General features: G+C 69.0%; 27 protein-coding genes and 1 tRNA gene. 17 read left to right on the plus strand and 11 right to left on the minus strand.

Annotation, left to right across the window (positions count from 1 at the left end; all coding sequences use genetic code 11):
* Position 1 precedes the first annotated feature (1 nt).
* The 6 genes from thrC to ABD255_RS00585 all read right to left on the minus strand — a co-directional run bounded on the left by thrC (position 2) and on the right by ABD255_RS00585 (position 6,275).
* Complete coding sequence (thrC, locus tag ABD255_RS00560; RefSeq protein WP_344208525.1) at positions 2-1,078, minus strand: threonine synthase; 1,077 nt, start codon at positions 1,076-1,078, stop codon at positions 2-4.
* Between the two features lie 3 nt (positions 1,079-1,081).
* Complete coding sequence (locus tag ABD255_RS00565; RefSeq protein WP_344208527.1) at positions 1,082-2,422, minus strand: homoserine dehydrogenase; 1,341 nt, start codon at positions 2,420-2,422, stop codon at positions 1,082-1,084.
* The gene (gene lysA / locus ABD255_RS00570; RefSeq protein WP_344208529.1) at positions 2,419-3,822 is read right to left on the minus strand and encodes a diaminopimelate decarboxylase; all 1,404 of its coding nucleotides are present in this window, start codon (positions 3,820-3,822) and stop codon (positions 2,419-2,421) included. Before lysA ends, ABD255_RS00565 begins: the two co-directional genes overlap by 4 nt.
* Positions 3,819-5,477: an arginine--tRNA ligase gene (gene argS, locus ABD255_RS00575; RefSeq protein WP_344208531.1), complete on the minus strand. Its 1,659-nt coding sequence runs from the start codon at positions 5,475-5,477 to the stop codon at positions 3,819-3,821. The genes lysA and argS overlap by 4 nt, the downstream gene beginning before the upstream one ends.
* Positions 5,478-5,555: 78 nt before the next feature.
* Entirely contained in the window at positions 5,556-6,071 is a 516-nt protein-coding gene (locus ABD255_RS00580) for a hypothetical protein (RefSeq protein WP_344208533.1), read from the minus strand.
* 18 nt (positions 6,072-6,089) lie between these two features.
* Entirely contained in the window at positions 6,090-6,275 is a 186-nt protein-coding gene (locus ABD255_RS00585; RefSeq protein ID WP_344208534.1) for a PspC domain-containing protein, read from the minus strand.
* A 150-nt stretch (positions 6,276-6,425) separates the two neighbouring features.
* Between ABD255_RS00585 and ABD255_RS00590 the strand changes: the two genes are divergently transcribed.
* The 4 genes from ABD255_RS00590 to zwf all read left to right on the plus strand — a co-directional run bounded on the left by ABD255_RS00590 (position 6,426) and on the right by zwf (position 11,641).
* A tRNA-Arg gene (locus ABD255_RS00590) sits at positions 6,426-6,497 on the plus strand.
* Between the two features lie 217 nt (positions 6,498-6,714).
* A complete protein-coding gene (locus ABD255_RS00595) occupies positions 6,715-9,471 on the plus strand; it encodes an ATP-binding protein (protein ID WP_344208536.1) in 2,757 nt (918 codons plus the stop codon).
* A gap of 154 nt (positions 9,472-9,625) precedes the next feature.
* On the plus strand, positions 9,626-10,096 hold the full coding sequence (locus ABD255_RS00600; RefSeq protein WP_344208537.1) for a mycothiol transferase: 471 nt from the start codon (positions 9,626-9,628) through the stop codon (positions 10,094-10,096).
* 36 nt (positions 10,097-10,132) lie between these two features.
* Entirely contained in the window at positions 10,133-11,641 is a 1,509-nt protein-coding gene (zwf, locus tag ABD255_RS00605) for a glucose-6-phosphate dehydrogenase (RefSeq protein WP_344208538.1), read from the plus strand.
* A gap of 4 nt (positions 11,642-11,645) precedes the next feature.
* Here the strand turns inward: zwf and ABD255_RS00610 are convergent, their stop codons facing one another.
* Entirely contained in the window at positions 11,646-12,260 is a 615-nt protein-coding gene (locus tag ABD255_RS00610; RefSeq protein ID WP_344208540.1) for a TetR/AcrR family transcriptional regulator, read from the minus strand.
* Between the two features lie 98 nt (positions 12,261-12,358).
* Here ABD255_RS00610 and ABD255_RS00615 point away from each other — a divergent pair, with 98 nt between their 5' ends.
* The 3 genes from ABD255_RS00615 (at position 12,359) to ABD255_RS00625 (ending at position 13,855) form a co-directional block, all read left to right on the plus strand.
* On the plus strand, positions 12,359-13,108 hold the full coding sequence (locus tag ABD255_RS00615) for an SDR family NAD(P)-dependent oxidoreductase (RefSeq protein WP_344208542.1): 750 nt from the start codon (positions 12,359-12,361) through the stop codon (positions 13,106-13,108).
* 61 nt (positions 13,109-13,169) lie between these two features.
* Entirely contained in the window at positions 13,170-13,649 is a 480-nt protein-coding gene (locus ABD255_RS00620) for a DUF2975 domain-containing protein (protein ID WP_344208543.1), read from the plus strand.
* A complete protein-coding gene (locus ABD255_RS00625; RefSeq protein WP_344208544.1) occupies positions 13,649-13,855 on the plus strand; it encodes a helix-turn-helix domain-containing protein in 207 nt (68 codons plus the stop codon). The genes ABD255_RS00620 and ABD255_RS00625 overlap by 1 nt, the downstream gene beginning before the upstream one ends.
* Positions 13,856-13,858: 3 nt before the next feature.
* On the opposite strand, the gene ABD255_RS00630 is transcribed toward ABD255_RS00625, so the two are convergent.
* Together ABD255_RS00630 and ABD255_RS00635 are read right to left on the minus strand one after the other, a co-directional pair.
* Positions 13,859-14,239, minus strand: a complete 381-nt coding sequence (locus ABD255_RS00630) for a nuclear transport factor 2 family protein (RefSeq protein ID WP_344208546.1) — start codon at positions 14,237-14,239, stop codon at positions 13,859-13,861.
* Positions 14,236-15,339 (minus strand): DNA alkylation repair protein, encoded by a 1,104-nt coding sequence (locus ABD255_RS00635; RefSeq protein ID WP_344208548.1) that lies wholly within the window; start codon positions 15,337-15,339, stop codon positions 14,236-14,238. The genes ABD255_RS00630 and ABD255_RS00635 overlap by 4 nt, the downstream gene beginning before the upstream one ends.
* Before the next feature lie 89 nt (positions 15,340-15,428).
* Here ABD255_RS00635 and cobF point away from each other — a divergent pair, with 89 nt between their 5' ends.
* The 3 genes from cobF to ABD255_RS00650 all read left to right on the plus strand — a co-directional run bounded on the left by cobF (position 15,429) and on the right by ABD255_RS00650 (position 17,242).
* Positions 15,429-16,187 (plus strand): precorrin-6A synthase (deacetylating), encoded by a 759-nt coding sequence (gene cobF / locus ABD255_RS00640; RefSeq protein ID WP_344208550.1) that lies wholly within the window; start codon positions 15,429-15,431, stop codon positions 16,185-16,187.
* 147 nt (positions 16,188-16,334) lie between these two features.
* Entirely contained in the window at positions 16,335-17,069 is a 735-nt protein-coding gene (locus ABD255_RS00645; RefSeq protein WP_344208552.1) for a glycoside hydrolase family 19 protein, read from the plus strand.
* Positions 17,066-17,242: a chitinase gene (locus tag ABD255_RS00650; protein ID WP_344208554.1), complete on the plus strand. Its 177-nt coding sequence runs from the start codon at positions 17,066-17,068 to the stop codon at positions 17,240-17,242. The genes ABD255_RS00645 and ABD255_RS00650 overlap by 4 nt, the downstream gene beginning before the upstream one ends.
* A gap of 26 nt (positions 17,243-17,268) precedes the next feature.
* Here the strand turns inward: ABD255_RS00650 and ABD255_RS00655 are convergent, their stop codons facing one another.
* Both ABD255_RS00655 and ABD255_RS00660 read right to left on the minus strand, forming a co-directional pair.
* A complete protein-coding gene (locus ABD255_RS00655; RefSeq protein WP_344208556.1) occupies positions 17,269-18,699 on the minus strand; it encodes an MFS transporter in 1,431 nt (476 codons plus the stop codon).
* Positions 18,700-18,776: 77 nt separating this feature from the next.
* Positions 18,777-19,256 (minus strand): MarR family winged helix-turn-helix transcriptional regulator, encoded by a 480-nt coding sequence (locus tag ABD255_RS00660; RefSeq protein ID WP_344208558.1) that lies wholly within the window; start codon positions 19,254-19,256, stop codon positions 18,777-18,779.
* A 163-nt stretch (positions 19,257-19,419) separates the two neighbouring features.
* Between ABD255_RS00660 and ABD255_RS00665 the strand changes: the two genes are divergently transcribed.
* The 7 genes from ABD255_RS00665 to ABD255_RS00695 all read left to right on the plus strand — a co-directional run bounded on the left by ABD255_RS00665 (position 19,420) and on the right by ABD255_RS00695 (position 26,967).
* Positions 19,420-20,577, plus strand: coding sequence for an MFS transporter (locus ABD255_RS00665; protein ID WP_344208560.1), 1,158 nt, complete (start codon positions 19,420-19,422; stop codon positions 20,575-20,577).
* 14 nt (positions 20,578-20,591) lie between these two features.
* The gene (locus ABD255_RS00670) at positions 20,592-21,746 is read left to right on the plus strand and encodes a N(5)-(carboxyethyl)ornithine synthase (protein WP_344208562.1); all 1,155 of its coding nucleotides are present in this window, start codon (positions 20,592-20,594) and stop codon (positions 21,744-21,746) included.
* Between the two features lie 47 nt (positions 21,747-21,793).
* Complete coding sequence (locus ABD255_RS00675) at positions 21,794-23,092, plus strand: precorrin-3B synthase (protein WP_344208564.1); 1,299 nt, start codon at positions 21,794-21,796, stop codon at positions 23,090-23,092.
* On the plus strand, positions 23,089-23,724 hold the full coding sequence (locus tag ABD255_RS00680; protein ID WP_344208566.1) for a precorrin-8X methylmutase: 636 nt from the start codon (positions 23,089-23,091) through the stop codon (positions 23,722-23,724). The genes ABD255_RS00675 and ABD255_RS00680 overlap by 4 nt, the downstream gene beginning before the upstream one ends.
* Positions 23,721-25,250 carry a precorrin-2 C(20)-methyltransferase gene (locus tag ABD255_RS00685; protein ID WP_344208568.1) on the plus strand — a complete coding sequence of 510 codons (1,530 nt, stop codon included), beginning with the start codon at positions 23,721-23,723 and terminating at the stop codon, positions 25,248-25,250. Before ABD255_RS00680 ends, ABD255_RS00685 begins: the two co-directional genes overlap by 4 nt.
* 203 nt (positions 25,251-25,453) lie before the next feature.
* Positions 25,454-26,134: a hypothetical protein gene (locus tag ABD255_RS00690; protein ID WP_344208570.1), complete on the plus strand. Its 681-nt coding sequence runs from the start codon at positions 25,454-25,456 to the stop codon at positions 26,132-26,134.
* A gap of 185 nt (positions 26,135-26,319) precedes the next feature.
* Positions 26,320-26,967 carry a hypothetical protein gene (locus ABD255_RS00695; RefSeq protein WP_344208572.1) on the plus strand — a complete coding sequence of 216 codons (648 nt, stop codon included), beginning with the start codon at positions 26,320-26,322 and terminating at the stop codon, positions 26,965-26,967.
* Positions 26,968-26,974: the final 7 nt, after the last annotated feature.

Raw genomic sequence — 26,974 nt, forward strand, 5'->3', positions numbered from 1 at the left:
CTCACACCAGCCCGGCGACGCGCGCCACGGCGTCCGTGTCCGCTGGAGTGACCGGCGTTTCGGCCGGCAGCGCGTACGACAGAGCCGTGTCGATGTCCTTCAGGCCGTGACCTGTGACGGTGATCACCACCGTCGAGCCGCCATCGAGGCGCCCCGCGGCCTTCGACGCGAGCAGTCCGGCCACCCCGGCGGCCGACGCCGGCTCGACGAAGACACCCTCGCGAGCGGCCAGATCGCGCTGCGCGGACAGGATCTGGTCATCGGTGACGGCCTCGATCCGGCCACCCGACTCGTCCCGCGCGGCCTCGGCCAGCGTCCACGACGCCGGGTTGCCGACCCGAATCGCGGTCGCGGCGGTGTCCGGGTTCTCGACGATCCGCCCGGTCACGATCGGCGCGGCGCCCTCGGCCTGGAAACCCCACATCCGCGGGGTCCTCGAGGAGATCTTGTCCTTCTTGTACTCCGAGTAGCCCTTCCAGTAGGCCGCGATGTTGCCCGCGTTGCCGACCGGCAGGAGGTGCAGGTCCGGTGCGTCACCGAGCGCGTCGCACACCTCGAAGGCGGCGGTCTTCTGGCCCTCGAGCCGGACCGGGTTGACCGAGTTCACCAGCGCGACCGGGTAGTGCTTGCCCAACTCGCGCACGATCCGCAGGCAGTCGTCGAACCCACCGTCGATGGAGACCAGTTTCGCGCCGTGCACGATCGCCTGCGCCAGCTTGCCCTTCGCGATCCGGCCCGCCGGGATCAGCACCAACGGCAACAACCCAGCCCGTACCGCGTACGCCGCCGCCGAGGCGGAGGTGTTCCCCGTCGAGGCACAGACGACAGCCTTGTCCCCCGCCTGCGCGGCCAGGGAGATCGCCACCGTCATACCGCGATCCTTGAACGAACCGGTCGGGTTGTTGCCCTCGACCTTGAGCCAGACCTCGCAGTTGGTCTGCTCCGACAGCCACTGCGCGGCCACCAGCGGCGTCCCTCCCTCGCCGAGCGTGACCACCGGAGTGTCCGCCGAAACGGGCAGTCGGTCCCGGTATTCTTCGATCACGCCTCGCCACTGGTGTGGCCGCTGCTGAGCCATGGCTCAATCTCCTTCTACCCGCATCACACTGCTGACTTCTCGCACGATGTCCATCTCGCGCAGGGCTTCCACGGTCGCGGACAGTGCCGCGTCGGTGGCGGTGTGGGTGACCACCACGAGTTGCGCGTCACCACCCCGGCCCTCCTGGCGGACGGTCTGGATCGACACGTCGTGCTCAGCGAAGGCGTGGGCCACCGCCGCCAGCACGCCGGCCTTGTCGGCCACGTCCAGCGACACGTGATAGCGAGTCCTGGTGGCACCCATCGGCCGTGCGGCCCGCTGGGTGTACGACGACTCGCCGACCCCCGGCACACCCTTGAGCCGGTTGCGCGCGGCGGAGACGAGATCCCCGAGGACTGCACTGGCCGTCGGGGCACCGCCGGCACCACGACCATAGAACATCAACTGGCCGGCCGCTTTGGATTCCACGAATACAGCGTTGTAGGCGTCCCGGACGGAGGCGAGCGGGTGGCTCAGCGGGATCATCGCCGGGTACACCCGGGCGCTGACCGAGTCGTTCGCCTCGTCCAGTTCGCAGATCGCCAGGAACTTCACCACACAGCCCATCTCCCGGGCCGAGGCGATGTCCGTCGCGGACACCTCGGTGATGCCCTCGCGGTGCACGTCGGCGATGGAAACCCTGGTGTGGAAGGCCAAACTGGCCAGCAGCGCCGCCTTCGCCGCCGCGTCGAAACCCTCGATGTCGGCGGTCGGGTCGGCCTCGGCGTACCCGAGCGCCTGGGCCTCCTCGAGCGCCTCGTCGAAACCGGCGCCGGTGGAGTCCATCTTGTCCAGGATGTAGTTCGTGGTGCCGTTGACGATGCCCATCACCCGGGTCACGTCGTCACCGGCCAGCGACTCGCGCAGCGGCCGCAGGATCGGGATCGCGCCGGCGACGGCGGCCTCGAAGTACAGGTCGCGCTCGTACTTCTCGGCGGCGGCGAACAGGGTCGGGCCGTCCTCGGCGAGCAGCGCCTTGTTGGCCGTGACCACCGAGGCGCCGTGCTCGAGCGCGGTCAGGATCAGGCCGCGGGCGGGCTCGATGCCGCCGATGACCTCGATCACGAGGTCGACGTCACCGCGTGAGACCAGCGCCTGCGCGTCGGTGGTGATCAGCGCCGGGTCGACGGCGATGTCGCGGGCGCGACCGGCCCGGCGGACGGCGATGCCGGCGATCTCCAGCGGCGCGCCGACCCGGGCCGCGAGGTGCTCGGCCTGGTCGGTGAGGATGCGGACCACCTCGGTGCCGACGACACCACACCCCAGCAGCGCCACCTTCAACGGCCGCTGCCCCTCCCCCACGCTCAGGGACTTCTCCTTGTGGGGTTCTGAGTTCTCGGTCATTCGGCCCCCATGTCCAGGCTGAGCAGGTCGTCCTCGGTCTCACGGCGGATGACGACGCGCGTCCGGCCGTCCTTCACCGCGATCACCGGTGGCCGCGGTACGTGGTTGTAGTTGCTCGCCATCGACCGGCAGTACGCGCCGGTGCCCGGTATCGCGACCAGGTCGCCCGGGGCGACGTCGGACGGCAGGAACTCGTCCTTCACCAGGATGTCGCCGGACTCGCAGTGCTTGCCGACCACCCGGGCCAGCGTGGGCTCGGTGTCGGAGTACCGGTTGGCGAGCGTGCAGGAGTAGTCCGCGTCGTACAGGGCGGTGCGGATGTTGTCGCTCATCCCGCCGTCGACGGACACGTACGTCCGGGCGGCGCCCGCGTCGAGCGCGACCTCCTTGACGGTGCCGACCGAGTAGACGGTGCAGACGGCCGGTCCGACGATCGCGCGGCCCGGCTCGATCGACACCTTCGGGACGTCGACGCCGAACGCGCGGCACTCGTGCTCGACGATCTTGCCCATCTCGGTGGCCAGTTGCGCCGGGTCCGACGGGTCGTCCTGGGTGGTGTAGGCGATACCGAAGCCACCGCCCAGGTCGAGCTCCGGCATGTCGACGCCGAGCTCCTCGGAAACCCTTGCGTGCAAGGCGATCACCCGCTTGGCGGCGACCTCGAAACCGGACGAGTCGAAGATCTGCGAGCCGATGTGCGAGTGCAGCCCGAGCAGCTCCAGCTCGGCCGCTTCGTTGACCCGGGCAACGGCTTCGTAGGCCGCGCCGGAGGTGATCGAGAAGCCGAACTTCTGGTCCTCGTGCGCGGTCGCGATGTACTCGTGGGTGTGCGCCTCGACGCCGGCCGTGACCCGGACCATCACCGGCGCGACGACGCCCCGCTCGCGGGCCAACTCGATCAGCCGGGAGATCTCGTGCTGGGAGTCCACGATGATCCGGCCGACACCGGCGTCCAGCGCACGGGCCAGTTCCTGCTCGGACTTGTTGTTGCCGTGGAACCCGAGCCGCTTCGGATCGGCACCGGCCCGTAGTGCGACGGCGAGCTCGCCGCCCGAGCAGATGTCGAGGTTGAGCCCCTCCTCCATCACCCAGCGGACCACCGTCGTGCACAGGAAGGCCTTGCCGGCGTAGTACACGTCGAAGTCCTTGAAGCCGAGCTTGAACGCGCGCGCCCGGGCCCGGAAGTCCTCCTCGTCCAGCACGTACGCCGGGCTGCCGTGCTCCGCGACGAGTTCGCGGAGATCGACGCCGCCGACCTCGAGGGCTCCGTCACCGTTCTTCTTCGCCGTGTTCGACCACAGCGACGGGACCAGGTCGTTGGCGTCGCCGGGTGCCCGCAGCCACGGCGGGGCGCGGTGTCCGATGTCGGCGTGCAGGGTGCCCGCCTCGTGCGCCCTCACATCCGCTCCGGAGCGGAGACGCCGAGCAGGTCCAGCCCGTTGGCGAGCACGGTCCTGGTCGCACCGACCAGGGTCAGGCGAGCCTTGTGCACCGGCTCCACCTCCTCGTCGCCGCGCGGGAGCACCCGGCAGCTGTCGTAGAACTTGTGGAAGGCCGAGGCGGTGTCCTCGAGGTACCGGGCGATCCGGTGCGGCTCGCGCAGCTCGGCCGCGGTGGCGACCACCCGCGGGAACTCGGCCAGCGCCCGGAGCAGGTCGCCTTCCTTCTCGTGGCTGAGCAGCCCCGGGTCGAACTCGTCCAGCTTGATGCCGAGGTCGTCCGCGTTGCGCAGGATCGAGGCCAGCCGGGCATGCGCGTACTGCACGTAGTACACCGGGTTCTCGCTGACCTGGCGGGTCATCTCCTCGATGTCCAGCGTCAGCGGCGAGTCCACCGGGTAGCGGCACAGCGTGTACCGCAGCGGGTCGACGCCGCTCTCCTCGACCAGCTCGGCCAGCGTGACGATGGTGCCGGCCCGCTTGGACAGCTTCATCTCCTCGCCGTTCTTGAGGATCTTCACCAGCTGGCCGATCAGGATCTCGATGTTGTGCTCGGGGTCGTCACCCGCGCAGGCCGCGATCGCCTTCAGCCGGTTCACGTACCCGTGGTGGTCGGCGCCGAGCAGGTAGATGCAGACCTCGAAACCACGCTCGCGCTTGTTCACGTAGTACGCCGCGTCGGAGGCGAAGTACGTCGGCTCACCGTTGGTCCGGATCAGCACCCGGTCCTTGTCGTCGGTGAAGTCGGTGGTCCGCATCCAGAGCGCGTCGTCGGCCTCGTACAGGTGGCCCTGCTCGCGGAGCTTCTCGATCGCGTGGCCGACCCCGTCCTGCTCGTGCAGACTGCGCTCCGACATCCAGACGTCGAACTTGGTCCGGAAGTGCTCCAGTTGGCTCTGCTGCTCCTTCAGCTGCCGCTCGTACCCGGCTTCGCGGAAGGCGACCATCTGCTGGTCCTCGGGCAGCGTCAGGAGCGCGGGGACCTCTTCGACGATCCGCTTGGCGAGGTCGAGGATGTACTCCCCGTGGTACCCGTCCTCGGGGATCGGCTGCCCGTGCGCGGCCGCCTGGAGCGAGGCGCCGAACTTGTCCATCTGCGCGCCGCGGTCGTTCACGTAGAACTCGCGTGTCACCTTGGCGCCGGCCGCGGCCAGCACCCGGGCCAGCGCGTCGCCGACGGCGGCCCAGCGGGTGTGACCCAGATGAAGCGGGCCGGTCGGGTTGGCCGAGATGAACTCCAGGTTGATCGGCTGGCCCTTGAGCGAGTCGCTGGTCCCGTACGCGGGGCCGGCCTCCAGGATCGAGGCGGCGATCTTGCCCTGCGCGTCGGCGGCGACCCGGATGTTGATGAAGCCCGGGCCGGCGATCTCCACGGCGGTGATCGCCGGGTCGTCCTGGAGCCGCGCCGCGAGCAACTCCGCGAACTGCCGCGGCGGGATGCCGGCCTTCTTGTTCAGTTGCAGGGCGACGTTGGTGGCGTAGTCGCCGTGCTCGGGGTTCTTGGGGCGCTCGACCTTCAACTCGCCCGGCAACCCGCCGTCGACAGTGATGGTGCCGTCGTCGACGAGCGCGGTCAGGGCCTGCAGGATCTTCTCAGCGAGCTGTTCCGGAGTCACCGGCCCAGCCTAATGGCCAGCGGCCCGAACCCTTGACTCAGTATCCACAGCCCGGTACGACCACCACCGGCGTCACTGTCAGTGGCCGGCCGATACCTGGATCCGGCTCTCGCGGATCAGTTTGGTGTCCCAGGCGGCCGGTTGGCCGTTGACCCGGACGGTGAGGCCGGAGCAGGCGTCGCCGAGGCACTTGCCGTCGTAGCGGACGCCCCAGAGGTCGAAGAACTGTTTCAGGGTCGGGCGTTCCGCCTTCGTCTTCGCCTCGACGAAGACGACGCCGTCGGTCGCGTGCGTGTGGATCGCCGCCTGCTCGGCGCGGACCCGGTCGATCCCGATGTCGGCCGGGATCGGGATCGCGGCACCGTCGATCGTGACGGCCACCTTGACCGAGTACGGCTCCGGCCCGCTGAAGTCGAGCGGCAACCGCTCGAAGCCCGCCTTGTCGATGTACGAGACGGCGTCGCGCGGCGCGTCCCACGGCGGCGGGCCGGACCTGATCTCGGCCGGGCCGGGCGCGGCGGGGCCGACCTGGCAGCCGCTCAGTACCGGCAACACGCTCGCCACGACGGCGACCGCCAGCAGACCCGCTCTCATGGAGAGCAGGGTTTCATGTCAGTCCTCGGACGGCATCAGCACCCAGAGCACGATGTAGATCAGGAACTGCGGGCCGGGCAGGATGCAACTGATCACGAAGATGAGCCGCATCGTGTTCGGCGTGGTCCCGAACCTCCGGGCCAGTCCGGCGCAGACACCGCCGACCCAGCGACCGTTGGAGGGACGGACCAAGGTGGTAGCCATGAGAAATCCTTTCGGTGCTTGGACTTACGACCACTATGACGCCGCGGCCGACGAGGTCGATCCCGGCGCGCGGAGACCCAGGGACCGTTCAGGGTCTCCCCCGGTTCGGGACCTGGCCGAATTTCCTGCTACTGTTCTGCTCGTTCCTGAGCCCCCGTAGCTCAGGGGATAGAGCACCGCCCTCCGGAGGCGGGTGCGCAGGTTCGAATCCTGCCGGGGGCGCACAGACAACCAACCCGCCGCGCGCAGAGCACCGCGCCGCACCAACTGGCGGGTGCGCAGGTTCGAATCCTGCCGGGGGCACATCAGTCGCAGTCAGCAAGGCCGAGTCTCTCGATCAGCGGATCGGGAGACTTTTACAGTTCCTGGGTCCGGTTGAGATCGTGTTCTAGCCTGCCATCAGGACAGCGCGACGGCGAGCGATCGGGAAAGGGGGACGATGCCGGTCATCGGAGGAGAGTTCTCCGGGCGGGAGTGCCCGACATTGTTCGGGCGCGAGCCGGAGCTGCGGCGCCTGGCCGAGTTGGTCGACGGGATCAGCGTGACCGGCGGCGCCCTGCTCATGCACGGGCCGGCCGGGATCGGTAAGTCGGCGCTACTCCGCGAAGCGGGTGCGCTGGCGGCGGCCGCCGGCTTGCGCGTACTGCGGACGACCGGCACCGAGGCCGAGCAGAACCTGCCGCTGGCCGGGTTGCACCAGATCCTGTACCCCGTCCGGTCCGGGCTTGACGCCCTGCCGGGTCCCCAGCGCGAGGCTCTCCACAGCGCGATGGGACTCGTCGACACGGCGGTGCCGGACCTCCACCTCGTCGGGCTGGCGGTTCTGAACCTGTTGGCCGAGGTCGCCGCGACGACACCGGTGATGCTCATCGTCGAGGACGCGCAGTGGCTGGATCAAGCGACCGCCGACGTGCTCGCGTTCGTGAGCCGGCGGCTGGACTCCGAGCCGATCGTGTTGGTCGCCGCCGGCCGTGACGGTGTCTCCGACAAGCTCGCCGCCGCCGGCCTGGCGTCGATCCAGGTCGATCCGCTGACCGACGAGACAGCGGCGGAACTGCTCGACGCGGTGGCTCCCGAGCTGGACAAGGCCGTCCGGACCCGGCTGCTCAGCGAGGCGGCCGGCAACCCGCTGGCGCTGACCGAACTGCCCGGCACGGTCGACCCGGATTCGTTGCTGAAGGCCACCTTACCGTTGAACGCCCGGCTCGAGCAGGCCTTCGGCGCCCGGGTCGCCGCGTTGCCGGCGAACAGCCGGACGAGTCTGTTGGTTGCCGCCCTCAACGATGGCGACTCCGTCGCGGAGGTGCTCGCCGCCGCGACCGCCGTACTCGGAATGCCGGTCGCCGTGGACGTGCTCGTTCCCGCCGCCGAAGTAGGGCTGATCGAGCTCCAGAGCAGCACCCTGACGTTCCGGCATCCGCTGATGAGGTCGGCGATCTCACAGGCGACGGGAGCGGTGGAGCAGCAGGCAGCTCAGCAAGCTTTGGCCGAGGTCCTCGTCGACCAGCCAGACCGCCGCGCCTGGCACCTGGCCGCAGCAGCCTCCGGGCCGGACGAGACGATCGCGGTCGAGCTCGAGGCCGCCGCGGATCGGGCTCAGCGCCGGGGCGGAGTGGCCGCGGCCATCGAGGCCCTGGAGAAGGCCGGCCGGCTGAGCGAGGCGCCCGACCGCAAGGCCGACCGAGTACTGCGTGCCGCCGACCTCGCCGTCGAGTACGGCAACCGTGACCTGGTTCAGCGCCTTCTCGCCGACATCTCCCCCGCCGATCTGTCGCCGCAGCAGCGAGCGCGGGCCACCTGGATCAGGAGCAGCTTCGACGACGGGTTGAGCGAGGACACGGCCGGCCCGATCGAGCTTGCCCGGCTGGCCGAATCGGTCGCCGCGGACGGAGATGTCGACCTGGCCATGCGGATTCTCTGGGGTGCCGGGATGCGCTGCTTCTGGTCGGAGCCGGGAGCAGAAGCACGGCAAGTTCTGATGGATGTGGCCGACGGCCTCCCGGTCGACGAGCGAGACCCCCGCCTGCTCGCGATCTCGGCGTACGTCGCTCCGATCGAGCGCGGCAAGGCGGTCGCAGCCGGACTGATGGATCTGGCCGGGACCACCGGCGGCGATCCCCAGGTCGAGCGGTTCCTGGGCAGTGCCGCGATGCAGATCGGCGCGTTCGAGCTGTCGACGCGGTTCTCGGCCGGGGCGGCAGCCGGACTGCGTCCCCAGGGCCGGCTCGGGCTGGTCGCTCGGACGCTCGCTGTTCATGCTTGGAGTGCCACCCGGCTCGGCAACCTGGCCGTGGCACTACCCGCTGCCGAGGAGGCGGCGCGGCTGGCTCAGGAGACGGACCAGCCCTTCATGTACGGCCTGGCCAAGGCTGTTCAGGCCGAGATCGCGGCGCTCCGCGGTGAGTACGAGGAGGCCAACTCGCTGGCTGCCGAGGCGGAGCAGGTCGGGATCGCCGCGGGTGCCCGGCCCGTTCTGGCCACGGTTCAGCTGGCCCGGGGACTGGCCGCGCTCGGCGAAGGCCGGCACGCCGACGCCTGCGCGGATCTCGGCCGCATCCTCGATCCCGCCGATCCGGCGTACCAGGTGGCCTTGCGCTGCTACGTCATCGCGGACCTCGCGGAGGCGGCCGTTCGGTGCGGGCGGGTCGAGACGCTGCGCGACATCGTGCGCGACCTGGAGCGCTTCGCGCCGTCGACCACCTCACCGGCCCTGCACATCGGCCTGCGGTACGCGTCCGCGCTGCTGGCCGAGGGCGACGACGCGGAGGAGTTGTTCGAGACCGCGCTGGACGCGGACCTGACCGGGTGGCCGCTCGAACGCGGCCGGCTCCACCTGGCCTTCGGCGAGTGGTTGCGGCGGCAGCGCCGGGCCGCCGACTCCCGGGTGCACCTGCGCGCCGCCCGCGAGACCTTCGACGCGCTCGGGGTGATCGCCTGGAGCGAACGCGCCCGCAGTGAGCTCCGCGCGGCCGGCGAGACCAGCCCCCGCCGTACTCCGGATGCCCGGGAGCACCTGACGCCGCACGAGCTGAGCATCGCCCAACTGGCTGCGGAAGGCCTGACCAACCGGGAGATCGGCCAACGGCTCTACCTCTCCCACCGGACAGTCAGCACCCACCTGCACCGGATGTTCCCCAAGCTCGGGATCACCTCCCGCGCCGAGCTCGCGACTGTCCTGGGTCCGATCACGCAGTGACGTACACCCCCGACGTCATCCGACGGGCGCGGGGAAGGCACCGGCGTACCTAGCGTCGAATTATGAACCTCTTCAAGCTGAGCATCTTCACCAACCCGCTGTACTTCGACTGGTCCCACCAGACCACCCTCGAACTCCTCCAGCAGGAATACCGATGATCACCCCGCACCAGTACGTCTACTTCGTCTCCAAGACGCTGAACGCGATGACGGCGATCGTCGCCGGGCTCGGTGACGACCTGGCCAACCAGAAGCCGGACCTGCCGGGCGCGAACACGCCGTACGCGCTGCTGAACCACTCTCTCGGCGCGATCGACTTCTGGGCCGGCCAGATCGTCAGTGGACGACCGGTGCAGCGCGACCGGGATGCCGAGTTCCTCGCGTCCGGCCCTGTCCAGCCGCTGATCGACCGAGCCGGTACTACGCTCGCCCGGCTGACCGCGGACGCCCAGGCGGCCGACGTACGGGCTGAGCCGCAAGCGCCGGTGCCGCTGGCGTTCCCAGGCCTGGACGAGCCCCTTGACCGCGGCGGAGCGCTGTTCCACCTCTACACCGATCTGGTCCAGCACCTCGGGCAACTCGAGCTCACGCGCGACGTCCTCAACGAGACGGCTCGCCTACACTGACAATCGCTGGTGGTGTCGTCCGTAGGAGGACCGAGAATGCCCGACTCCCGTACCCAGACGATCGCCTACCCGGCGCCCGGTTCGCGGCCGTCGCGGCGTGATCCCGAACCGCTCGCGCCGCACGTGATCGTGTTGTTCGGGGCCACCGGTGACCTGGCCAAGCGCAAGCTGCTGCCGGGGCTGGCGTATCTGCAGCAGTCCCGGTTCGCGCCCGACGTACGGATCATCGGGACGGCGACCGAGGAGCTCAGCACCGACGAGTTCCGGGCCCGGACGCGGCACGCCGTCGACACCTACGGCACCCACCAGATCACCGACGAGGAGTGGGCCCAGTTCTCCGAGCGGCTCGAGTACGTGTCGACCACGGCAGGCCCCGAGGCGCTCGCGACGGCGGTGAAGTCGGCGGAGACCCTGCTCGGGCCGGACACCTGCCGCCTGCACTACCTGTCGGTGCCGCCGAAGGCCGCGCAGTCGGTGATCCAGATGCTCCGCGACGCCGACCTGGTCGACCGGGCCCGGGTGGTGATGGAGAAGCCGTTCGGCGACGACCTGCAGAGCGCGATCAAGCTGAACGACTTCGTCCACGAGACCTTCGACGAGGCCCAGATCTTCCGGATCGACCACTTCCTCGGCAAGGAGGCGGCGCAGAACATCCTCGCCTTCCGGTTCGCCAACGGGCTGTTCGAGCCGATCTGGAACCGCAACTTCATCGACCACATCCAGATCGACATTCCCGAGTCCCTCGGGCTGGACCAGCGCGCCACCTTCTACGAACCGACCGGCGCCTTCAAGGACATGGTCGTCACGCACGTCCTGCAGGTGCTGGCGTTCGTCGCGATGGAGCCGCCGACCGCGCTGGAGCCGCGGGCGATCTCGGAGGAGAAGAACAAGGTCTTCCGGTCGATGCTGCCGATCCACCCCGAGGACGTGGTCCGCGGCCAGTACGGCGGCTACCGCGGCGAGGAGGGGGTCGCGCCGGACTCCGACACCGAGACCTTCATCGCGATGAAGGTCGGGATCGACAACTGGCGCTGGGCCGGCGTGCCGTTCTACCTGCGCACCGGCAAGAAGATGGCCGAGGGGATGCGAATCATCTCGATCGCCTTCAAGGAGGCGCCCAAGACCATGTTCCCGGCCGGTTCGGGCGTCGGGTCGCAGGGTCCGGACCACCTGACCTTCGACCTGGCCGACTCGTCGCGGGTGTCGCTGTCGTTCTACGGCAAGCGGCCGGGGCCGGGGATGCGGCTGGAGAAGCTGTCGATGCAGTTCTCCACCCAGGAGACCGAGACCGCGGGCGACGTGCTGGAGGCGTACGAACGGCTGATCCTGGACGCGATGCGCGGGGACCACACGCTGTTCACCACGGCCGAGGGCATCGAGTCGTTGTGGGAGAACTCGACGCTGTTGCTCGAGGACCCGCCGCCGGTCAAGCCCTACGCGCCGGGCACCTGGGGGCCGAACGCGATCCACCAACTGATCGCGCCGCGGGCCTGGCGGCTTCCCTTCGAGCGCGAGTGGCGCCAGGGCAAGCCCACCACGAGCTGACGGATCAGGCCGCCGACACCCGCGCCCGGGGACGGCGGAGGTTGTCGATGGCTTCGCTGAGCGCCACCTCCAGATAGCTGATCCGGTCGGTCGCCTGGAGCATGCCGGCGCCACCGGTGACCGCGGTGAGTACTGCGGTCGCCGCCTTGTCGGCGTCGATGGAGGCGTCGACCTCACCCGCGTCCTTCAGCGCCTGGACGCCGGCGGCCAGAAGGCCATGCCAGTCGTCGAGCAGGGTGGTGACGATCTCACGAGTCGCGGGATCGGCATTGCCGAGCTGAGCGGTCAATGCCGACAGCGGGCACCGCTGGCGCTGGCCGTCGTAGATCTTGATCACCCGGCGCCGCCAGGCCTGCCACTTCCGCCAACTGGTCAGGTCGCCGAGCATCGGCATCTGGTCCTCGAGCACCTGCCCGGCCTCGTGCCTCGCCACCGCGAGCATCAGGTCGGCCTTGCCGGCCGGGAAGTAGTGGAACAGCTGGCTCTTGCTCGTCGAGGTGGCCGCGCGGATGTCGTCCAGGCCGACGTTCGGCACGCCCCGCACCCGGATCAGCTGCGCGGCACCCTCGACGATCCGTTGCCGGGTCGCCGCTCCTTTGGGGGTCAGGGCTCGCTCCATACCCGTCAGCCTAGCGCGGACCCCTCTGGACCGGACGGTCCAATCAGCCTGATACTCTGGACCCAACGGTCCAATCTGATCCTCCGAGGAGAACTCCCATGCGGTTGGCAGGCAAGACAGCTCTGGTCACCGGAGCCACCAGCAACATCGGCCGGGCGATCGCCGTCGCCCTGGCCGGCCAGGGCGCCCACGTGGTCGTTGCCGGGCGCAACAAGGAACGCGGCGACGAGGTACTGGCCGAGATCCGGGCGGCGGGCGGCCGGGCCGACTTCGTCGCGGTGGACCTGGACGGCACGAAGGAGACCGCGAACGAACTGGCCGGCGCGGCGACCCGGCTGCTCGGCGGACGGATCGACGTACTGGTCAACAACGCCGGCGCGATCGACGGCACCCCGACGGCGGAGACCGACGAGGAGACCTTCGACCGGGTCTACGCGGTGAACGTGAAGTCGCCGTACTTCCTGACCGCCGCGATCGCGCCCGCGATGGCCGCCGCCGGCGGTGGCACGATCATCAACCTCGGCTCCTGGGTGGCCCGGCTGGGCATCCCGATCGGCGCCGTGTACGCCGCGTCGAAGGGCGCACTGGAGACGCTGACGCGGGCCTGGTCGGCCGAGTTCGGGCCGTCCGGGGTGCGGGTCAACGCCATCTCTCCCGGCGTCGTGCACACCGACCAGGACCACCCGGCCACCGCGATGATGGCCGGTACGCCGTACGGCCGGATCGGGGCGCCGTCCGCGATCGCCGACGCGGCCGTGTTCCTGGCCAGTGACGAGGCCGCGTTCATCCACGGCACCGTCCTCGACGTCGACGGCGGCCGGATCGGCGTCGCGGTCATCGCTTCCTGACGCTCGCCGAGCTCAGATCCTATCGATTGACAATCGATAGGATCTGAGCGATTCTCAATGCATGCTGACTGAGTATCGAGCGGTCATCGCTCTCCGATTCTTTCTCGCGGTGCTGTTCGCGATCTTGATCTTCTTCCAGACCGTCTCCCTGCCCGGACAGTTCGCACACCTGGCCGAGGAAGCGCCGGAAGACGCGTACCTGCGCTGGCCGGCGACCGCCGTGACGATCTTCTGGGTGCTCTGCGTCCAGGTGGTGATCGTTGCCACCTGGAAGTTGCTCACCCTGGTCAAGAACGACCGCATCTTCACCGACGCCGCGATGACGTGGGTGAACGTGATCATGGGAGCGATCGCCGCCGGCTGGCTGGTGCTGGTCGGGGTGTTTCTCTATGTCGGCTTCAAGGCCTCGGACCCCGGACTGCCACTCCTGTTGTTCCTGATGCTGGCGGTCAGCACGGTGGTAGGCCTGGTGATGGTGGTCCTGCGCGCACTCCTGCGGCGGGCGACGACGCTGCAGACCGACATGCGAGCGGTGATCTGATGTCCATCGTCGTGCGCGTCGACGTCGAACTGGCCAAGCGCAAGATGAGCGTCGGTGAGTTCGCCGAGAAGGTCGGGCTGACGCCGGCCAACGTCGCGGTACTGAAGAACGGCCGGGCCAAGGCCGTCCGCTTCAGCACCCTGGAGGCGATGTGCCGGGTGCTCGAGTGCCAGCCCGGTGATCTGCTCGAATGGGTCGACGACTGAACCTCAGGGAGCGATCTCGAGGTTGGTGATGAGGTCGTTGTCGAGGGTGAAGCGGTAGATCAGGTCCACGACACCACCGGGGAAGTCGCCCTCCAGGTGGTTCGTGAGGACGTAGTGGGTCTCGTCGAGTTTCTCGGCGTGGGTGATCTCGACGGTGTAGGTGTACTCGGTCGCGGCGTTCTCGCGCCAGCGGTGGATCTCGTCGTGCCCCGTGTACGCGTTGCCGTCGTCGAGGACGGTGGCGTCGGGCGCGAAGGCCGACAGCAGATCGTGGGCGTTCGCCTTGCGCTGCGGGTCGGACTCACGCAAGTACGTCGTGATCGCGTGCGGCAGGTGCTTCACGGTCTCGGCGACAGTCGGGTCGGGAGGGGTGGGGATGGTCATCGGGGGCCTTCCAGGGTGAGGTTGAAGGTCGAGCGGCCGAAGGTCCGGCCGTTGATCTGAAGCTCCAGGGCGTGCTCGCCCGGGTAGTAGGTGCGGGTCGAGATCGGCTTGAACGAGTGCCGCTTGCCGATCGTGGCCGACTCCCCCGGCGCCAGCGTGCGGGTGGTCAGCTTGAACACCTTCGGCGCGAGCGTCCCGTTCGCCTTGACGTGGTGGACGACGTAGTCGATCGCCAGCCGCAGGTCGGCGGTCCCGCGGTTGTGGGCGCTGAACTCGAACGGCAGCATGTCCCCCACCACGACGCCCGACGCACCCAGCACCGGGCCGTCGACAACCAACCCGGCCGGTGCCCTGAATCCCAACAGGGCAAGGGCTCCCGGATCGGCCGCCTTGATCAGCGTGCGCAGCGCATGCCGGACCAGCCGCTCGGTGGTCGGCGCGGGATCCGCGAGCCAGCCGCCCGCGACGGACACCGCCAGCGCCGGATCGAGGCGGCTCAGGTCATTGAGCTGATTGGCGACCGAGCGACGCACGTACTCCGAATCGTCGCGCCGCAGCGCGGCCAGGATCGGCACGGTCACGTCGGGCCGTTCGATCAACCCGGCGACGCGCTTTGCCCAGGGCAACCGTGCGCGGGTGCCCTCGCTGGCGAGCCTTCGCACGTGCTCGTCCGGGTGGTCCGTCCATCGCTGGACGATCGCGAGCGTGCGGTCGAGGTCGGCGGCGAGAAACGTCCGGAGGGCGAACTCTGCCGTCAGCCTGGGCGTCAGGTCCGCGAGCAACTCGAGACCGGCCTCGAACTCGTCACTCTCCACAGCCCGTACCGCGACCGCCTCGGTCACGGGCCAGATCATCCATCCGGTGAAGGCGGAATCCTCGAGGGCTGCCGTGAAGATTTGCCGGACGGGTCCGAACCCCGGCGGCAGATCCGCCAGCAGCGCGTCCCGGACCAACCGCCCCCGCTCGCTGAAGGTGGCGTCGGCCAGCCCGCCGGGAACCGCCTTCACCTCGGCGAAGTCAAGCTCCGGGGCCACCTGGGTCAGGCAGGTGCCCAGCGCGACGACGGACGCAGTACTGAGCATCTCTTCTGCAGTGGGCACAAGCACCTCTCGGACCGCGGATCACTGACTTTCAAATTAGCAGTGACCTACCGGCGGCACAAACCGGGGCGGGAACTAGGCTCCCCGGCATGGAGATCTTGGTGATCGGGATCGGGGCCGGGGATCCGGACCACCTGACCTTGCAGGCGGCGAAGGCGATCGCGCGGACGGACGTCTTCTTCGTGCTCGACAAGGGCGAGGTCAAGCAGGAACTGGTCGATCTGCGAGAGCAGATCCTGCGCGGGCACGCCACCGACGGGCAGTACAAGGTGGTCGTCGGCCGCGACCCGGAGCGGGACCGGACCAGCGACGCGTACGTCGAGTCGGTGGACGACTGGCGGCGTCGCCGCGCGGACGTCTGCGCGGAGATGATCGCGGCGGAACTGGGCGAGGGTCAGGTCGGCGCGTTCCTGGTCTGGGGCGACCCGTCCCTGTATGACAGCACGCTGGCGATCCTCGACGACCTGCTGGACCGCGGCGAGCTGAGCTTCGGGATCGAGGTCATCCCCGGCATCAGCAGCGTGTCCTCGCTCGCGGCGCGGCACCGGGTCGGCCTGAACCAGGTGGGCCGGCCGATCCAGATCACCACCGGGCGGCGGCTGGCGCAGAACTGGCCGGAGGACGTGGACGACGTCGTGGTGATGCTCGACGCCCAGACCGCTTTCACCGCACACACCGATCAGGACGCGGACATCTACTGGGGTGCCTATCTGGGCACACCGGACGAGCTTCTGATCGCTGGACCACTCGCGCAGGTGGCCGGCGAGATCACCGAGGCGCGAGCGGCGGCGCGCGAGCGCAAGGGCTGGATCATGGACACCTATTTGCTGCGACGCCGGCGTTCCTGAATTACCAAAGGATCTTTAGAAAGTCTACAGCCGACGCTCTTCTCCTCCTCGGTTCGGTCGCCCTAACCTGACCTGACCACTTGTCCACCGCCCCCATGACCGTGGTGCCCTCCCCCTGTGCCGCGGTCAGGACAGAGGAGTCGCACCATGAAGATGCCCCGATTCGTGCGCGCTCTCCCGGCCCTCGTGGCCCTCGGAGCGGCGCTCTCGATGCTGCTCGCCGCCCCCGCCGACGCCCGGGTTCCGGCTCCGGACGCGACCCAGGCCTGCACCTACCCGAACTGGGTGGCCGGCAACTGGTACGCCGCCGGCAGCATCGTGAAGTACACCAACGGCCTGTACTACGTCGCCGAACACGACAATCCCGGCTACGACCCGACCATCAGCACCTGGTACTGGGAGCCGTACAACTGCTCCGGCGGCGATCCGCAGCCGGGCGGATTCCCGGTCAGCGAGTCGCAGTTCAACCAGATGTTCCCGAGCCGGAACTCCTTCTACACCTACTCAGGCCTGACCAACGCGCTCAGCGCCTATCCCGGCTTCGCCAACACCGGCGACGACACCACCAAGAGGCGTGAGGCCGCCGCGTTCCTGGCCAACGTGAACCACGAGACCGGTGGGCTGGTCTACATCAAGGAGATCAACGAGGCGAACTACCCGCACTACTGCGACTGGGGCCGGCCCTACGGATGCCCCGCCGGCCAAGCGGCGTACTACGGTCGTGGGCCGATCCAGCTGAGCTGGAACTTCAACTACAAGGCCGCGGGTGATGCTCTCGGCATCGATCTGCTCGGCAACCCCTGGCAGGTAGAGCAGAACTCGGCGATCGCCTGGAAGACCGGACTCTGTACTGGAACACCCAGACCGGGCCGGGCACCATGACGCCGCACAACGCGATGGTCAACGGCGCCGGCTTCGGCGAGACGATCCGCAGCATCAACGGATCCATCGAGTGCAACGGCGGCAACCCGGGTCAGGTCCAGAGCCGGGTGGACGCCTACCAGCGATTCACCCAACTCCTGGGCGTCTCCCCCGGCGGCAATCTCTACTGCTAGACCAGCCGCCCCTCACGGCTCTGCTCTCAGTGCCGTGAGGGGCGCAGCGCCGTCGCGGCCAGAACCAGCGCCGCGAGGGCCAAGGCTGCAGCAGCGATAAAGGCACCGCTGTAGCCGTCCCGTAGAGCAACTACCTCCGCCGCTCCCTCCGACACCCGTACTGCGGTCTGGGATGCGGCCAGGGTCGCGAGTACCGCAGTACCGACTGCTGCTCCTGCTTGCTGGGCTGTGTTGTTCAGACCTGAGGCCAGGCCCGCGTCGGTCGGCTCTGCTCCGGACATCGCGAGCATGATCGCCGCGGGGATTCCGACGCCTGTGCCGACGCCGACCAGGGCCAGTGCCGGCGCCACGTTCAGCAGGTACGAGCCGTCGGCTGGCGCCTGGCTGATCAGGACCAGCGCCGGCACGAGGGCGCTGAGGCCGCCCAGAAGCATCGCCCGGCTGCCGAACCGCACGGTGAGGCGAGGTCCGACGGACAGCGACATCACTGCACCCAAAACCGGCGCCGGGAGGAAGGCCAGGCCGGTCTGGAGCGAGTCGAAGCCCAGTACCCGTTGCAGGTAGAGGGCGGTCATGAACTGGAAACCGAAGCCGGCTGCGAAGAGCAGGACCACGATCACGTTGGCCACTGTCACCTGGCGCTTGCGGAAGATGTGTAGGGAAAGCAGCGGTTGGGTCGCGCGAGCCTGGCGCAGTACGAAGCTTGTGAGGAGGAGCAGGGAAGCTGCTGCCAGCACTAGCGTGCGCGGGAGTTCGGCGGTGGGCTCGGCCGTCTGGACGATCGTGTAGACGGCTAGTGAGAGGCCGGCAGTTACCAGGACGGCTCCGAGGACGTCTGCTCCAGCGCCGATGCCGAGACCCCGCTGCGGAGCCAGCAGCCGTACTGCGAGCGCCAGCGACGCCAGGCCGATCGGAACGTTGATCAGGAACGACCAGGGCCAGCCGACGGTCTGGGTGATGACCCCGCCGAGGATGAGCCCGATCGACGCGCCACTGGCCGAGGTGAACCCATAGACCCCCATGGCCCGCGCCTGCTCGCCCGGTGCCGGGTAGAGCCCGACGATCATCCCGAGAATCACCGCGGACGCGAGCGCACCGCCGACGCCTTGCAGGAAGCGCCCGGCGATCAGCACCTCCGGGGTGGTCGCCACCCCGCAGAGCAACGACGCCGCCGTGAACAAGCCGAGCCCGGCCAGGAACACCTGCTTGCTACCGATCAAATCCCCGATCCGCCCGGCCAGCAGCAGCAACCCGGCGAAGGCGATCAGGTACGAGTTCATCACCCAGGCCAGGCCTGCGGCACTGAACCCGAGATCCGCCTGGATCGTCGGCAACGCGACCGTCACCACGGTCGCGTCGAGGATGATCATCAGTTGCATCGCGCACAACACGGCCAACGATCGTCCCCGCCGGTTCGCGGCGGCTTGGATCTGCTCCGGGTCGATCGTCGAGGTCATGGCCGGTCTCCTTGTCAGTCGAGCAGGACAAGAACGACCTTAACAGATAGTTTGTTAGCAGACGATCTTTTACCGGATCATGCTCGCTGACGGGGGCGGCGGACGGCCTGCGCCTCGACCGGGGTGGCCAACTGGCCGTTGACCAGTTCGATCAGGGCCTCGGAGAAGGGCTTGCGTTGGGAGGCGGCCAGAGCACCGAGAGCCTCGGCGTGCACGCGGTCGACTATTCGCTGGCCCTCGGCGGCGGCCTCGGCGCCGCCGGGAGTGACGGCGACGATGCGGGCCCGGCGGTCGGTGGCGGACGGCTTGCGTTCCGCGAAACCGGCCTTTTCCAAGGCGTCGACGGTGGTGACCATCGTGGTCTTGTCGAGGTACGCGAGTTCGGCGAGCTGGATCTGGGTCCGCTCCTTCTCGAGCGCGTAGACCAGCACGCACTGCATCCGCGGCGACAGCCCGACCTCGGCCAGCGCCGCGGTCAGCTGGGTCTCGAGCACGTGCCCGGCATGCTTCAGCAGCCCGGTCAGGTCCGGAACGGTACGCAGCGGTGTCTTGGCCATGAGTTCATCCTAGCTCGGGATTATCTGCTCGCGGATGATCCGATGGTTGGCCTATCCGTCTGCTCAGAGGCGACTTGGCGGGATTGCGGCGTGGTAGTCCGGGGTGACCAGGGCGTCGCGTTTCCGCCGGTGTGCTCAGGTGGGAGCGGCTGGACTGGGCGATATGTCTGTCTTACCAGGATCAGCCGTTCGTACTCCGTTGCGTGGGTGGCTCGGGGTGGTCGCCGTGACGCTCGGGATCTTCTCGATCGTCACCACCGAGATCCTGCCGATCGGGCTGCTCACGCCGATCGGCGACAGCTTCGCCCTCTCGCCCGGGCGGACCGGCTGGTTGATGACGATGCCCGGCCTGGTCGCCGCCGTCGCCGCGCCGGTGATCACCGTGACGACCGCCAGGCTCGACCGGCGGTTGATGCTCTGCGCACTGATGGTCCTGCTCGCCGCGGCCAACTTCCTTGCGGCGGCCGGTTCGACGTACTGGCTCGAACTCGTCGCCCGGGCGATGGTCGGGATGACGATCGGTGGCTTCTGGTCGATCGGAGCCGGGCTGGCCGCGCGGTTGGTGCCGGAGCGGTGGGCGGCCCGCGCGACGGCGGTGATCTTCTCGGCGGTACCGCTGGGCTCCGTGCTCGGCGTACCGGCCGGCACGTTCGTCGGGGAGCACGCGGGCTGGCGGGTGCCGTTCGCAGTACTGGGGGTGGTGGCGGTCGGCGTACTGGCTGCGCTTGTGGTCTTCGTACCGCCGCTGCCACCGCTGCAAGTGACAAGGCTGGGACTACTGCGCGACGTACTACGCCAGCGGCAGACCCGGGTCGGGTTGATCGCTACCTGCTTGATCGTCACCGCCCACTTCGGCACCTATACCTACGTGACCACGCTCCTGCGCGACCACGTCAGCACGCTGCTCCTCATCTATGGCGTGGCAGGCCTGGCCGGCAACCTCCTGGCCGGCACTACGATCGCCCGGCACCTGCGGGCCACCTTCCTCACCAGCGCCCTGCTCATCGCGGCTGCCACTCTCCTCCTGCCGGTGGCTGGGCGTTCTACGGCGGGCGCAGTCGTCCTGCTAGTTGTCTGGGGGCTCGCGTACGGCGCGGTACCGGTCTGTTCGATGACCTGGTTCGCGCGCTCGGCTCCGACGGCTCCAGAGGCGGCCACGGTGCTATTCACCTCTTCCTTCCAGGCGACCTTGTCCGCCGGCGCGCTGCTTGGTGGGCTGGTCGTCGACCTCACTTCAGCGTCCAGCGCCTTCGTCTGCGGCAGCGTCGTGGCCCTGCTCGCGGCGGCCGCTCTCACAGGTTCTGTGCTAGACAGGCGGTAACCAAAGGGGCCCTCGTGGACCAGCTAACCCTCGGCGTCATCGGCCGTTCCCGCAAAGAGAACGAGCATCGACTGCCGATCCATCCGCACCACTTCGACCGGATCGACGAAGACCTGCGGCACCGCATCTTCCTCGAGTCCGGGTACGGCGAACAGTTCGGCGTGTCCGACGCGGTGCTGTCCCGCTCCGTGGCCGGCGTCCTCGACCGGGAACAGTTGATCGCCAGGACCGACGTCATCCTGCTGCCGAAGCCGCAACCCGAGGACCTGGCCGAGCTCCGCACCGGACAGGTGCTTTGGGGCTGGCCGCACTGCGTCCAGGACGACAAGGTGACCCAGCTCGCGATCGACCGCGACCTCACCCTGATCGCCTTCGAGGCGATGAACCACTGGACCGAGGACGGCCGGTTCAACCTGCACGTGTTCCACAAGAACAACGAGCTGGCCGGCTACTGCTCGGTGCTGCACGCGCTGGAGACGATCGGTTCGACCGGCGTCTACGGCCGCCGGCTCAACGCCGTCGTGATCGGCTTCGGGGCGACCGCCCGGGGAGCCGTCACCGCGCTGACCGCGCACGGCGTGCACGACGTCGACGTACTGACCGCGCGCGGGGTGACCGCGGTCAGCTCGCCGATCCACTCCGCCCGGATGATCCAGTTCGACCACGACGAGGCCGACGACACCAACGACCCGCGCCGCAGCCACGCGCTCATCGACGACGACCGGGTCCCGCTGGCCGGGTTCCTGGCGCAGCACGACATCATCGTGAACTGCGTTCTGCAGGATCCCGACGCACCGCTCACCTTCCTGATCGAGGAAGACCTGGAGCTGCTGTCGCCGGGCACCCTGATCGTGGACGTCTCCTGCGATGAGGGCATGGGCTTCAGCTGGGCCAGGCCGACCGGGTTCGCCGAGCCGACCTTCACCGTCGGCGACAACGTCACGTACTACGGCGTCGACCACACCCCGTCGTACCTGTGGAACTCGGCCGGCTGGGAGATCAGTGAAGCCCTGCTCCCCTATCTGCGGACGGTGCTCGACGGGCCCGAGGCTTGGCACGCCGACACCACAATCCAGCGAGCCATCGAGATCGAGGGCGGGAGGATCCGCAACCCGGGGATCCTGTCGTTCCAGCACCGCTCACCGGAGTACCCACACCCGCACCTGTAGCGAGTGACGCGGAACACAGCTGACAGCCGGGAAGTAGCATCACGGCCGTGCCACCTGTCGAGAGAACCACTCCGGACCGCTGTCCGGGGGTTCTTGCTGTGCACGAGGCGGCGGACGGTGGGTTGGCGCGGGTGCGGCTGCCGGGTGGTCTGCTGAGCGCCGATCAACTGCGGGTGCTGGCTGCTGCCTCCGTCGACCTCGGTGACGGCCAGTTGGAGCTGACCTCGCGGGCAAACGTGCAGATCCGCGCGCTGCAGCCTGGCGCGCCGGTTGAGCTGTCCGACCGGCTCTACGCGGCCGGCCTGCTGCCATCGATGAGTCACGAGCGTGTGCGCAACATCCTCGCCTCCCCTCTCTCCGGCCTCGACCACCACAGCCTGTACGACGTACTAGCTGTCGCCGGCGAGCTGGACCGCCTGCTCTGCGCCAGCCCGCCGCTGGCTGCCCTGCCTGGGCGGTTCCTGTTCGCCTTGGACGACGGCCGGGGAGATCTGGCGGCGGTGAAGGCCGACGTAGCCGCCCGGATGGTCGACGGCAGGCACGCCGAGCTGCTCCTCGCCGGAGTCGCCACCGGGCTGCATGTGGTGGGAGAACAACTGGCAGCTGTCATGGTCGAGGCCGGAGAGGCGTTCCTGCTGGAGCGCGCTGAACAGCAGTCGGAGGCCTGGCGTCTGGCAGAGCTGGAAGACGGTCCGCCGCGGGTGCTGAGCCGGCTGGGGCTGATGGCTGGCGCCGCGGCGGCGGATCGGCCGCGGCCGGAGGCCGCTGGCCCCCCGAGTGGTCTGCTGCCAACCGATCCCCGTCCTCTAACCACTCACGAGCCCAGGCCGGAGGCCGGGTTGGTGGAGCAGGTTGATGGTGGTGTGGCGTTGGTGGTGACGGTGCCGTTGGGGGTGCTGAGGGCGGAGCAGGCTGAGGCTTTGGGTGAGGTTGCCGACGAGCAGCAGCTGCGGGTGACGCCCTGGCGGAGTGTGGTCGTGCCGGGGGTGGTGGATGTTGCGGCTGCTGTTGAGCGGTTGAAAGGGGTGGGGCTGGTGCTGGACGCTGGCTCGCCCTGGAACGGGGTTACGGCTTGTGCTGGGCGGCCGGGGTGTGGAAAGGCGTTGGCCGATGTGCGCGGAGACGCGTGGCGGGTGGTGCCGAACTGGACGCCGGGGACCGCAGCTAAACCTCGTGAAGCAGAGACCGCTGGGACGGCGAAGGCTGGGCGGCGGGTGCACTGGGCGGGGTGTGGGCGGCGGTGTGGGCGGCCGGCAGAGGGGTTTGTGGATGTGTTGGCTACCGAGGGGGGTTACTCGGTGGATGGGGAACGGGCAGTGCCGGTCGATGAGGTGAGGGTGCGGTGAGCGATAAGTACGAGTACGTGACTGACGGTGCGGAGATCTACCGTCAGTCGTTCGCGACTATTCGTGCGGAGGCTGCGCTTGACGGGCTGCCGGCGGACGTGGCGCAGGTTGCGGTGCGGATGATTCATGCGTGCGGGATGACCGACCTCGTCAAGGATCTGGCCTGGTCCGACGGGGTGGTCAAGGCGGCGCGGGAAGCGTTGCGGGCAGGGGCGCCGATCTTGTGTGATGCGGCGATGGTGGCTGCCGGAGTGACCCGGAAGCGGCTGCCGGCGGACAACGACGTGGTCTGCACGCTGAGCGAGGCCTCGGTGCCGGAGCTTGCCAGGAAGCACCAGATCACTAGAAGCGCCGCCGCGCTCGATCTGTGGATGGACAGGCTGGAAGGCTCGGTGGTTGCCATCGGCAACGCGCCGACCGCGTTGTTCCGGCTGCTGGAACTGATCCGGGACGGCGCGCCGCGGCCGGCCGCGGTCCTGGGGATCCCGGTCGGGTTCATCGGCGCGGCGGAGTCCAAGGAAGCACTGGCCGCGAACGACCTGGGTCTGGAGTACCTGGTCGTCCGCGGTCGCCGGGGTGGCAGCGCGATCACGGCTGCCGCCGTCAACGCGATCGCGAGCGAGGAAGAATGACCGGACGGCTGTGGGGTGTCGGGCTCGGCCCGGGCGACCCCGAACTGGTGACGGTGAAGGCGGCCCGGCTGATCGGCGCCGCCGACGTGATCGCGTACCACAGCGCCCGGCACGGCCGGAGCATCGCGCGCTCGGTGGCCGCGCCGTACCTGCGCGAGGGTCAGGTCGAGGAACTCCTGATGTACCCGCTGACCACCGAGACCACGGACCACCCCGGCGGCTACCAGGGCGCGATGGACGACTTCTACGCCGAGTGCGCCGCGCGGCTGGCGGCCCACCTCGACGCCGGCCGCGACGTCGTCGTACTGGCTGAGGGCGATCCGTTGTTCTACGGGTCCTACATGCACATGCACAAGCGGCTGACCGATCGCTACGACTGCGAGGTCGTGCCCGGCGTGACGTCGGTCAGCGCCGCGGCCGCGGTGCTCGGCCGTCCGCTGTGTGAGCGCGACGAAGTCCTGACCGTCCTGCCCGGCACTCTCCCGCCAGACGTCCTGGCCGAGCGGCTACGGAACACCGACGCGGCCGCGGTGATGAAACTGGGCCGCACCTTTGCGAACGTACGAGAAGCCTTCGAGCAGGCCGGACGCCTGGACGACGCCTGGTACGTCGAGCGCGCGACCACCGACGCCCAGCGAACCGCTCCACTGGCCGAGGTCGACCCGAGCGAGGTCCCGTACTTCTCCCTCGCTCTGCTCCCGAGCCCGCTCAACACGCCCGCGACCGAGCCGACGAAGGTTGCTCTTAGCAACGAGGGCTCCGTCACCGTGGTCGGGCTCGGCCCGGCCGGACCGGAGTGGCTGACGCCGCAGGTCCGGTCCGCGATCGCCGAGGCCGACGACCTGATCGGCTACGGCCCGTACGTCGACCGCCTGCCGGACCGCGCCCGCCAGCGCAAGCACGGCTCTGACAACCGGGTCGAGTCCGAGCGGGCCGCCTTCGCGCTCGACCTGGCCCGCAAGGGTTCGCGGGTCGTGGTGGTCTCCTCCGGCGACCCCGGCGTGTTCGCGATGGCGAGCGCGGTCACCGAGGTCGCCTCGGAACCGGAGTACGCCGACATCACCGTCAGCGTGCTGCCGGGGATGACCGCGGCGCAGGCAGTCGCGAGCCGGGTGGGTGCGCCACTCGGCCACGACTACTGCGTGCTGTCACTGTCGGACCGGCTCAAGCCGTGGGATGTGATCGCCGCCCGGTTGACCGCCGCGGCATCGGCCGACCTGGCGATCGCGATCTACAACCCGGCCTCGAAGTCCCGCACCTGGCAGGTCGGCGCGACCAAGGACCTGCTGCTCGAGCACCGCGCGCCGACCACCCCTGTGGTGATCGGCCGCGATGTCGGCGGTTCGTCGGAATCCATCACCGTCACCACCTTGGCCGACCTGGACCCCGAGCAGGTCGACATGCGGTGCCTGCTGCTGATCGGTTCCTCCATGACGCAGGCAGTGGATCGCGAAGCGGGGCAACTCGTGTTCACCCCGCGCCGCTACCCGGCCCCGGTCAGCGAGGCTGAGCGTCAGGACCGGTGAGGATCTTCAGATCCTGTTGAAGTACTCGGTGGCCGCTGATCGGTCACCGCGTAGGACAGCGATCCGCGGAACCCGATGCCCTTGCGGACGATCCTGAGGTCGACCTTCCCGCAGGTTCTTGTCAATTCTGCCGAGATCCTGCATGGTCCGGCAGCCGCTGGGGTAGGGGCCCGCCGCAGGTCGACTTGTGAGGAGAAACGGCTGTGGAGCAGCGTTACGGCGGCACCGACACCATGACCGAACCGAATGTCAGTTCGGCTACTCAGCGTTACGAGGAAGCGCGCGCGGCCGCGGAACGGGCGATGACCACCGTCACCGTGGTGCCCGATCGGCCGCCGACCCAGGGGGCGATGCCGATCGACGTGGGGTTGCCGCCGTACCGGGGGTTCAAGTTCGGGGCGGCGTTCTTCGGCTGGCTGGTCATGCTGTCGATGGCGGCGCTGATCACCGTCCTCATCGCGGGCGCGGGCATCGGGATCTCCAACGTTCTGGACTACACCAGAGCCGACGCCGAGCGGCAGGCCGGTACCGCGGCCATGGTCGCGGCCGCCGTCCTGGTCCTGGCGGTGAGCATCGCCTTCTACACCGGCGGGTACGTCGCCGGCCGGCTCGCCCGGTTCGACGGCGCCCGGCAGGGCTTCGGCGTGTGGATGTTCTCGCTGCTCCTGGCCGCGCTCGCGGCCGGTCTCGGCGCGTACGCGAACAGCCTGTACGACCTGGTCGACCGGGTGGATCGCCCGGACGTGCCGCTCAGCAACGACGACCTGCTCACCGGCGGTCTGATCACCGCCGCCGCCCTGCTGATGCTGCCGCTGCTCGCGGCGCTGCTCGGCGGCAAGACCGGCCAGCGCTACCACGACAAGATCGACGACCTGCTCGATTGAGGCGAGGGGATCGATCGGGGCGGGCCGCTCGATTGAGGCGAGGGGATCGATCGGGGCGGGCCGCTCGATTGAGGCGAACTGGTCGATCGGGGCCGGCTGGTCGATCGAGGCGACGCTCGATTGAGGCGAATAGGGGCGGGTACGAGGAAGGGAGAACGGGGCTGTCGAGGTAAGGAGACGGCGACATGGTTCAGCAATATCGGGACGACCCCGATACCCAGCATCTCAGCCCGGCCAGGCAGTTCACCGAGGACACTCCCGCGGACCGGACCGCCACCCATCGGGCCGAGGTCAAGACGTCCACCGCCGCCGAGGTCAATCCGGTCTATCGCGGCTTCAAGTCCGGCGCCGCGTTCTTCGGCTGGCTGATCGCGATCGGCCTGATCGTGCTGCTGACCGGCGTGATCGGCGCGATCGCCGCGGCGGTCGACTACGCGATCACCATCGACCGGACGATGGCCGAGGAGAACGCCGGCACCATCGGCTTGGTCTCGGGCACCGTGTTCGTGCTGATGATGGCGATCGCCTACTACAACGGCGGGTACGTCGCCGGCCGGCTGGCGCGGTTCGACGGAGCCCGGCAGGGCTTCGGGGTCTGGGCCATCGGGCTGATCGTGACCCTGGTGGTCGCCGGGATCGGCGCGCTCGCGGGTTCGCAGTACAACGTGCTCGATCGGGTGGACCTGCCGACCATTCCGTTGGCGGAGGACACGCTGACCACAGGCAGCGTGATCCTGGGCGCCACGGTTCTCGTGGTCACCCTGCTGGCCGCGGTGATCGGCGGCAAGGCCGGTCAGCGCTACCACAAGCGCATCGACAACAGCTGGGGCTAACACCAAG

Origin of the sequence: Kribbella sancticallisti, from assembly GCF_039530625.1 — a bacterium.
Classification (GTDB): domain Bacteria; phylum Actinomycetota; class Actinomycetes; order Propionibacteriales; family Kribbellaceae; genus Kribbella; species Kribbella sancticallisti.